This window comes from Collimonas sp. OK412, from assembly GCF_900112135.1.
In the GTDB taxonomy this organism is placed as follows: Bacteria; Pseudomonadota; Gammaproteobacteria; order Burkholderiales; family Burkholderiaceae_D; genus Collimonas; species Collimonas rhizosphaerae.
In genome coordinates, this window is sequence record NZ_FOLC01000035.1 from 33,310 (window position 1) to 41,694 (window position 8,385).

The window sequence follows — 8,385 nt, forward strand, 5'->3', positions numbered from 1 at the left end:
GCCGGTCGAGGTTGATGTCGACAAGGAAGCCACATTACTGTTCGTGGTGCTCAGGCCGGTCGAAGTAGACGTCGACAGGCTGGCAATATTGGAACCCACCGTGCTTGCCACCGTATACAGCTGGCTGCCGTTAATGGCATCCGTGCTGCTGGCGCCTATCAGGCCGGCGGCAACGTTCTGGATCCGGCGCTCCGAACCGCTCGCTCCTACGCTCACTACGCCGGCGGCAGAACTTGCGCCGGCAAACGTTCCAAATGTCGTGCCGCCTATCGTGGCGTTGCTGACGCTGCCGGTGCCGCCGGTGACGGATGACGCGGTTCCGGTTGTGGTCGCTCCTTGGCCTAGCGCCACCGAACCCGCCACGCTGGCGTTGGCGGCATCGCCAAGCGCAATGCCGGAAGCAGCACCGACCGCGGCGCCGCGCCCGACAGCAATGCCGGACGTGGCCGTAGAAGCAACGGTGGACTGCCCGCCGATCGCAATGGCGTCGGCTGCGGCAGCTGACGCGCCGGCAGTGGTATTGGTGCCTAGCGCCGTTGCCCCAGCTCCGGTCGCACTTGTCGTGCGGCCGATGGCCGAGGAAAAATCGCCGGCCGCGTTGGCTCCGGAACCGACGGCGACGCTGCGATTTCCGCTGGCGGTGGAATTTGTACCGAGAGCCAGGGCATTTACCGCATTGACGCCGGTCGTCGCGGCATAGCCGAATGCAGCTGAAGTCGCACCCGATGCCGTCGCCAACGTGCCAAACGCCGTGGAGCCGCTACCGGTAGCTGCGGCGCTATTGCCGAATGCAACGGAAGGAGAGGTAGCGCCTCCCCCTGTGGCAATCGCATTCGTTCCTATAGCCATATCGTTTGCGAGGGAAGCCTTGGCATTTTGACCGATGGCGACTCCAGCGGCCCCGCCTGCGCTGGCAGAATCACCCAATGCAACGCCAAAAGAACTGCTGGCTGTGGCCGCCCGGCCGATGGCAATGCCGGAATTAGCGGCGCTCGCCACCGACGACTGGCCGCCTATGGCAATGGAATCGCTGCCGGCCGCGCGCGCACCCATGGCCGCATTCCCGCCCAACGCCGTGGCGCCTATGCCCGAAGCGACAACATAATTGCCGCTGGCGAAACTGTTGCCGCCGAGCGCGGTGGCGTAGTTTGCGGTCGCTTGGGAGGCGCTGCCCAGAGCGGTGGCGAACTGCCCGCTCGCTATCGTCGCCTGGCCAAACGCCGATGCGGCAGTGTTGGTCGCCTGGGACGAGGTGCCGAACGCCGTCGAGTTCACACCGCTAGCCGTGGTTGCCCCACTGGTTGAATTGCCGCCGATGGCAACTGCTCCGTTTTGCGTCGCGGTCGGGCTTTGGCCTGGGGTATTGGTGCCGGTTGGGTCCGAGCCGATAGCAATAGCGTTGGTGCCGGCCGTAGCATTGCCACCGCCAGCTTTATATTGCGCGTGAGCGGAATTCATTCCAGCTCCCGCCACCATGATCACGATCACTGCCGCACCGATTGCAGACGATTTACTCCGCTTGCCGCGGCCCGCCGTATTTTCGGAGACGGCGATCCAGGTCCCAAGCGCTTCGCTATAGACGGTGCGGTAAATTCTATTCATGGTTAGCTCTATATAAAAAATCGGTACGGCTTGTGTGATGAATCAGGCAGATCGTGCAGACGATGTCGAATACCTAAAATCGCATCAGGAAAAATCCGGATGAGATGCTCGTGTCGGCAGATTTTTTGGGGAATACGGAGGGGATACTACAAAAAAACAATAGTTAAAATTCGACCTGGAAACGTAAATTGACAATTCATGTCTATATGTGACATTCGTTGACAAATATTGTGATTAAATAACGACATTTATTTTCTTTACAGAAAATTTAATTAACCACCAGAATCTCTTTGTTCTCTATAGCAATACATAAAAGAACCTGGATTTAAATTTCCTCAAACCAAGTTAACATTTACTTTTTAAAACTTGATCATTAAAACCGCCCATGTTCCAGATGGCGCTTTTTCATTTTTAAATAAAATAATTAAGCTGAAAAAACCCGGCAATCATGAAATTTATTTGATTATTTTTATTCAATTAATCTATCCGGCAACTACGGCTGCCAAATTTTTCGCTTGCGGCTTTCAAAAAAACGTCATTAGAATGGCAGCGCCAAAACAATGCTTGAACCACAAGGAATCTTCCATGAAACGCATTTTCAATCTCATCCCGGGCTTGTTCATCTGCCTGCTGGCAAGCATGTCAAATGGCGCAATTGCGCAGGAAAGCACATCGGCTGACGCGCTGATCCAGAAAGGATTGGTAGTTTTGCAACAGATCGACGGCAACGCCACGGGCGACGTCTGGGAGAATGCGGCCAGCTTCGTGAAAATGCGGATTCTCAAGGAAACATTCGTCAAGAACATGAACCAGGCGCGATCCACCATAGGCGCCGTATCCGGGCGCCGATGGGCGTCGGTGGTACGGATCCGCTATGACGCCGATATCCAGAATACGCCGGCCGGGCTGTACGCCAATATCGACTATGCAACCGACCTCAAGGACGGCCATACGGTTTTCGAATTGATCAGTTTCCAGCTTGATCCGAACGGGGTATGGCGGATGACCGGATATGTTCCGCGCGACAAACAATAAGGTAAGCGCCAAAAAGAAAGCCGCCAGCCGATCATCCGGCGACGGCTGCATTCCTCGATATTAAGAACCCTTGCGTGCTGCACACGCTCGCTCTTTAAACCGGCTGAAGCGCTTTAATTAATTAAGTCAATTACTTAAGTCAATTACTTAAGTCATTCACAATGGCAGAGAGCTTGCCGAATATTTCCTCGTCGCAATATGCTCATTCGCATTTCCTTCCAATTGATTGTCAAAGCTATCGCTGCGCACCCCGATTTTATCCATTCACTTTCCCATTGGATAATTAAAAATTTCCAATGAGCATCATTAATTGCTTTGAATATCAAATCCACATAAACAGTTCGATGATTAAAAATGTCAACTATTGTTAATGTTGGCATTTCTTTATTGCCAGGACCAAAGTGCACGAACATAATATTTTTGCAATAATAAATTTGATTTATTATTCTAACAATTAAATATTATTGCGAAGTAATTTCAGCATGGGATAAAGAGGCCGCCATTATTGGCGGTTTTTATTAATCAAAGGGAATAAATATGGCCATTCAGCAATTATCAATGAAAGAAGTTGAACAAGTCAGCGGCGGTTGCTGCTTACTCGATCTTTTCGCTGCCTGCCTCGGCAGCCTCTTCGGTGCCTGCGCCCCGGTTAAACCGGTCTGCGGCACCCCAACGCCTCCTCCGGTAGTTGTTCCTCCGACAAACGGCGGCTCAACCTGAATTAAACTTTCCGGTTAAAAACACGGCACATCCTGCCGTGTTTTTTTCATTTCAAAAGCAATATGTCCCTATTCCGAGAACAGGCGCTTGCCGCCCAGCAGACCAAGTGGCTAGGCGACATCGTTCTGGTCCGCCCGCTTTCGTTCACCTTCCTGACTGCCTTCGCCGTAGTGCTGGCGGCTATCATCTGCGCCTTCCTGGCTTGGGGCAGCTACACCAGGCACAGCACCGTCAGCGGCCAGCTGATCCCGGATGCCGGCCTGATCAAGGTATATGCGCCGCAGAGCGGCATCGTCATCGAGCAGCACGTCAAGGAAGGCCAGCAGGTCAAGGCCGGCGAAGTGCTGTACGTGCTGTCCAGCGAGCGCCAAAGCAGCACCCTGGGTGCGACCCAGGCGGCCATCAGCAGCCAGGTTGAACAACGCCAGGCCAGCCTGCGCGATGAAATGCAAAAGACGCGGCAGCTGCAGCAGGAAGAGCGTGCCGGCCTGAACAATAAAATTGCCGCCCTCGGCAATGAACTGGCCAAGCTGGACAACCAGATCGCGGGTCAGCAGGACCGCGTCAAACTGGCGCAGGAAACCTTGCAGCGTTACCAGGGCTTGCTGCAGCAAGACTACATCTCGAAAGAACAATTCCAGCAAAAGCAGGAAGACCTGCTCGACCAGAAGAATCGCCAGCAGAGCCTGGAACGCGACCGCATCACTGTCGGCCGCGAACTGTCGGCGCAGCAAACCGAACTGAGCGGCCTGTCTTTGAAGCAGCAGAACCAGCTGGCGCAAATTGACCGTACGCTCACCAGCACCGGCCAGGAACTGACCGAAAGCGAAGCCAAGCGGCGCATCGCCGTCACTGCGCCGGAATCCGGCACTGCGACGACAGTGATTGCCGACGCCGGCCAGTCGGTCGACGGCAACCGGCCCCTGGTCAGCATCGTGCCGGCCGGCGCCGCCTTGCGCGCCGAACTGTACGCGCCGAGCCGGGCCATCGGTTTTGTGCGTCCCGGCGACCAGGTCTTGATTCGCTATCAAGCCTACCCGTACCAGAAATTCGGCCATCAGAAAGGCGTGGTGGAATCGGTGGCGAAGACGGCGCTGCCGAACAATGAATTGAACACCATCGGAACTCCCGCCGGCAGCAGCAACAGCGAACCCATGTATCGCATCAACGTCAGGCTGGCGTCGCAGCAAGTCACCGCCTACGGCAAGCAACAAACACTGCAAGCCGGCATGCTGCTGGAAGCCGACGTCCAGCAAGAAAAACTCCATCTCTACGAATGGGTGCTGGAACCCCTCTATAGCCTGACCGGCAAGCTTTGACCATGCTCAATCGACTCTCTTTCGGCCTGGCGCCGGCCTTGCCGCTGATGCTGCAGACCGAAGCAACGGAATGCGGCCTCGCCTGCGTGGGCATGGTGGCCGGCTACCATGGCTACCGCACCGACCTGGCCACGCTGCGGCGCCGCTTCCCGGTTTCGCTCAAGGGTTCCACCTTGCGCGACCTGATCGCGATCGCCGGCCAGCTGGAGCTTGCCACGCGCCCGCTCAAGCTTGATCTCGAGGACCTGGCGCAGCTCAAGCTGCCCTGCATCCTGCACTGGAACCTGAATCATTTCGTGGTGCTGCAGGAAGTCGGCCCGCGCTCGGCGACGGTCTACGATCCCGCCTTCGGCATCCGCAAGCTGCCGATGGAGGAAGTGGCCAAGTCCTTTACCGGCGTAGCGCTCGAACTGTGGCCGAATCCCGGCTTCAAGCAGGCGGAAGTGAAACAGACGGTGCGCTTGCGCGCCTTGCTGGGCCGCGTCACCGGCCTGTATCGCTCGTTCAGCCAGATCCTGCTGCTGTCGCTGGCGCTGGAAGTGTTTGCGGTGGTCAGCCCGTTCTTCCTGCAATGGGTGATCGACAATGTGCTGGTCTCCGCCGACCGTGATTTATTGACCACCCTGGCGCTCGGCTTCGGCCTGCTGATGCTGATGCAGCAGGCCGTCAACATCGCTCGCAGCTGGGTCCTGATGTACATGAGCACGACCCTCAATGTGCAATGGCAAGCCAATGTGCTTACCCATCTGCTGCGGCTGCCGGTGGCTTATTTTGAAAAACGCCACCTGGGCGACGTGGTCTCCCGCTTCGGCGCGGTCGGCGCCATCCAGCACACGCTGACGACTTCGTTCCTGGAAGCGATCCTGGATGGCGTGATGACCGTCGTCACGCTGGTGCTGATGTTCATCTACAGCCCGCTGCTGGTCTGGGTTGCGATCGGCGCCATGGCGTTGTACGGCCTGGGGCGCTGGGCCTGGTTTGCGCCGCTGCGCCACGCCACGGAAGAACAGATCATCCATGCGGCGAAACAGCAAAGCCATTTCCTGGAAACCATACGCGGCGTCAAGACCATCAAGCTGTTCCAGCGCCAGGACGAGCGCCGCGCCAGCTGGCTGAGCTTGCTGGTCGACCAGGTCAACGCCGACCTGCGCACCCAGAAACTGAACCTGCTCTACAAGTCGCTCAACGGCGTGCTGTTCGGCATTGAAAACATCCTGATCATCTGGCTCGGCGCCAGGATGGTCATGGACGGCAATTTCACGGTAGGCGTACTGATGGCCTTCAATGCCTACAAAGGCCAGTTCGACAGCCGGGTCAGCTCGCTGATCGACAAATTCGTCGAGGTCAAGATGCTGCAGCTGCAAGGCGAACGGCTGGCCGACATCGTGCTGCAGCAGCCGGAAACCGCGCATGGCCGTCTCGTCGGCGAGCAGGAGGCGCCGCTGACGCCGTCGCTGGAGGTGCGCGGCTTGCGCTTCCGCTACGCCGAGCAGGAGCCGTATGTACTGGACGGCGTCTCGTTCCGGATTGCCGCCGGCGAATCGGTCGCTATCGTCGGACCTTCCGGCGGCGGCAAGACGACATTGATCAATATCCTGCTGGGGATCCTGGCGCCGACCCAAGGCGAGGTGCTGATCGGCGGCCAGAGCGTCAGCCATGTCGGCCTGGACGCACTGCGCCGGATGATCGGCACCGTGCTGCAGGACGACGTGCTGTTCGCCGGCTCGCTGGCGGACAACATCAGCTTCTTCGATCCCCAGGCCGACCATGCCTGGATCGCGGAATGCGCCCGGCTGGCGGCGATCCACCACGATATCGCCGCCATGCCGATGGGCTACAACACGCTGGTCGGCGACATGGGCACCATCCTCTCCGGCGGCCAGAAACAGCGGGTGCTGCTGGCGCGCGCGCTTTACAAGCGGCCGCAGATCCTGTTCCTGGACGAGGCCACCAGCCATCTCGATATCGAGCGCGAGCACCTGGTCAATGCCGCCATCAAATCCATCAACATCACGCGCGTGATCGTCGCGCACCGGCCGGAAACCATCAACAGCGCCGACCGCGTGATCAACCTGGCGGGCGGCAAAGTGATCGACGACCTGCGCTTGCCGGCGCAGATGGAAGAAACACCGGCATGACAGCTTCGGTAAAACGCGCGTCGCGTCCGAGGTTATGGCCGCTGCTGGCGCTGGCTTTGCTGGTCTCTGCGCCGAGCCGCGCGGACTCGATCTGGGCCGATCCTTTGCGCACGGCGAATGCAGTGACGAACACGCCTGCCACGGCGCTCCTGGCCGGCAGCAACAGCTGCGGCTTCAGCCCGCAGCTGCCCAACCCGCTGACCCTGCTGGACGCCGTCGAGCGCGCGTTATGCCGCAATCCGCAAACCCGCCAAGCCTGGGCCAATGTCAAAACGCAGGCGGCAGCGCTAGGCGTGAGCCGTGCCGCCTATTTGCCGACCCTGACCATGGGCGGCAGCTGGAGCAAGACCGACAATCGCACTACTTATCCCGACTTTCCGCAAGCCGATTCCTCGCTCAAGACGCACAGCAGCGACATCAACCTGAATCTGAGCTGGGTGCTGTACGACTTCGGCCTGCGCGCCGCCAACCTGGAAAATGCGCGGCAGCTGCTGAATGCCGCCAACGCGGCCCAGGACGACACGCTGCAGACGGTGTTCCTGAATACCGTACAAAATTTTTACCAGGCGCAGGCGGCGCAAGCCATGCTGGCGGCAACCATGGATGCGGAACAGGCCGCCCAGCGCAGTTTCCAGGCCAGCGAAGCCAAGCATGCCGCCGGCGCCGGCACGCTGGCAGACAAATTGCAGGCCCAGACTTCCTACGCCCAGGCCAGCCTGAAACGGGCGCAAGCGGCAGGCGACCTGCAGAGCGCCATCGGCACCCTGGCCATTACCATGGGCTGGCGGCCGGACACGGCGCTGACGCTGGCCGACCTGGGCCGGCAAGCCGCCGACGCGCCGCTGTTGCAGCAAGCCGTCGGCGACCTGATCGCCGAAGCGGCGCGGACCCACCCGAAAATCCTGGCGGCGCGAGCGCAACTGAAATCGGCACAGGCCCAGGTCGACGCCGCCCGCGCCGACGGCCGGCCGACGCTGTCGCTGTTTGCCACCGGCGACCGCAACGACACGCCGATCAACCAGGTATCGTCCAGGCAGACCATCGCCAGCCGCAGCATCGGCCTGCAGATCAACATTCCCTTGCTCGACGGCTTCAGCCGCAAATACAAGGTACGCGGCGCGCAAGCCCAGGCCGAGAGCAAGCAGGCCGACCTCGATAATATCGAGCAGCAGGTGATGCTGGAAGTATGGAAAAGCGACCAGGCCTTGCGTACCGAAGCCGAAAACCTGAACACCACCGACATTCTTTTACGCAGCGCGAAACAGTCTTTCGATGTGGCACAGGGGCGCTATAAGGCGGGAGTGGGAAATATCCTTGAGCTGCTGAAAGCGCAAAGCGACCTGGCGTCGGCACAACAGCAACGCATCCAGGCACTGACCAACTGGCAAACCGCAAGACTGCGGCTGGCGGCAAGTCTGGGGCAATTACGAATGGATGGAATTTAGCGCCCCCGAAAACAAAAAAGCCCGCTTGCGCGGGCTCAGGTTGCTGACAAAGCCTTCCGAAATTGGAAGGCTTTTTCTATAATGGGGCATGCTAAAAATCCCTGCACCGTACCAGCACGAACTGGA

Annotated in this window: 5 protein-coding genes; 4 read left to right on the forward strand and 1 reads right to left on the reverse strand. The window is 58.8% G+C overall.

Annotated elements, in window-relative coordinates:
- Window positions 1-1,602 (reverse strand): ESPR-type extended signal peptide-containing protein (locus tag BM062_RS25725; protein WP_256381591.1); only part of this gene is annotated, 1,602 nt, incomplete at its 3' end.
- Between the two features lie 366 nt (window positions 1,603-1,968).
- On the opposite strand from BM062_RS25725, the gene BM062_RS23035 reads away from it, so the two are divergent.
- The 4 genes from BM062_RS23035 to BM062_RS23050 all read left to right on the forward strand — a co-directional run bounded on the left by BM062_RS23035 (window position 1,969) and on the right by BM062_RS23050 (window position 8,259).
- Complete coding sequence (locus BM062_RS23035; RefSeq protein WP_254785222.1) at window positions 1,969-2,637, forward strand: DUF4019 domain-containing protein; 669 nt, start codon at window positions 1,969-1,971, stop codon at window positions 2,635-2,637.
- Window positions 2,638-3,419: 782 nt separating this feature from the next.
- Complete coding sequence (locus BM062_RS23040; protein ID WP_092401495.1) at window positions 3,420-4,676, forward strand: HlyD family secretion protein; 1,257 nt, start codon at window positions 3,420-3,422, stop codon at window positions 4,674-4,676.
- Window positions 4,673-6,814: a peptidase domain-containing ABC transporter gene (locus BM062_RS23045; RefSeq protein WP_092401498.1), complete on the forward strand. Its 2,142-nt coding sequence runs from the start codon at window positions 4,673-4,675 to the stop codon at window positions 6,812-6,814. The genes BM062_RS23040 and BM062_RS23045 overlap by 4 nt, the downstream gene beginning before the upstream one ends.
- The gene (locus BM062_RS23050; RefSeq protein WP_092401501.1) at window positions 6,811-8,259 is read left to right on the forward strand and encodes a TolC family protein; all 1,449 of its coding nucleotides are present in this window, start codon (window positions 6,811-6,813) and stop codon (window positions 8,257-8,259) included. The genes BM062_RS23045 and BM062_RS23050 overlap by 4 nt, the downstream gene beginning before the upstream one ends.
- Window positions 8,260-8,385: the final 126 nt, after the last annotated feature.

Excerpts from the sequence above, each read along its gene's own strand:
- BM062_RS23050 (WP_092401501.1), top strand. The coding sequence starts at position 6,811 with ATGACAGCTTCGGTAAAACGCGCGTCGCGTCCGAGGTTATGGCCGCTG.
- BM062_RS23040 (WP_092401495.1), top strand. The coding sequence starts at position 3,420 with ATGTCCCTATTCCGAGAACAGGCGCTTGCCGCCCAGCAGACCAAGTGG.